1 protein-coding gene is annotated in these 530 nt (G+C 60.8%); it reads right to left on the bottom strand.

Annotated elements, in window-relative coordinates; translation table 11 throughout:
- Nucleotides 1-59 precede the first annotated feature (59 nt).
- On the bottom strand, nucleotides 60-530 hold a 471-nt coding region (locus HHU12_RS34820), incomplete at its 5' end, for an amidohydrolase family protein (protein ID WP_169661250.1).

The raw sequence follows: 530 nt of genomic DNA on the forward strand, positions 1-530 counted from the left end.
TGCTTTATCCTCGGCTTCGTCTCCCGTCATCGCCAGAACAACGCTCAGGCGGCGTCTCACTAAGCCTTCGGCCCCTTTGCATCCGCAAGGGGGCTGTTCCTCATAAAAGAAAGCTCCTCGCCACCGCGGTCAGTTTGGATCCAGCTTTGCGCCGGCTGGGTGGTCGCGATCACCCTTCCCTGGCGAATTGACCAGCGCACCGGCACCTGGCAGCGGACGGCCTCAAAGCCATTCTCCGCCGGGAGAATGATCAGGTTAGCCGGGTTGCCGCTGACAATGCCGTAATCCTCGAGGCCAAACGTGCGGGCGCTGTTGTCGGTGATAAGCTGCAGGCCGTCGTTGATCTGCTGGTAGCCCATCAGCTGGCAAACATGGAGCCCCATATGCAGGACCTGCAGCATATTGCCGGTCCCCAGCGGGTACCACGGGTCAAAGACGTCATCATGACCAAAGCAAACGTTGATCCCCGCCGCCAACAGCTCCTTCACCCGGGTAATGCCCCGTCGCTTCGGGTAGTCGTCAAACCGGCC

The organism is Flammeovirga aprica JL-4 (assembly GCF_012844305.1).
Taxonomy (GTDB): Bacteria; Bacteroidota; Bacteroidia; order Cytophagales; family Flammeovirgaceae; genus Flammeovirga; species Flammeovirga aprica.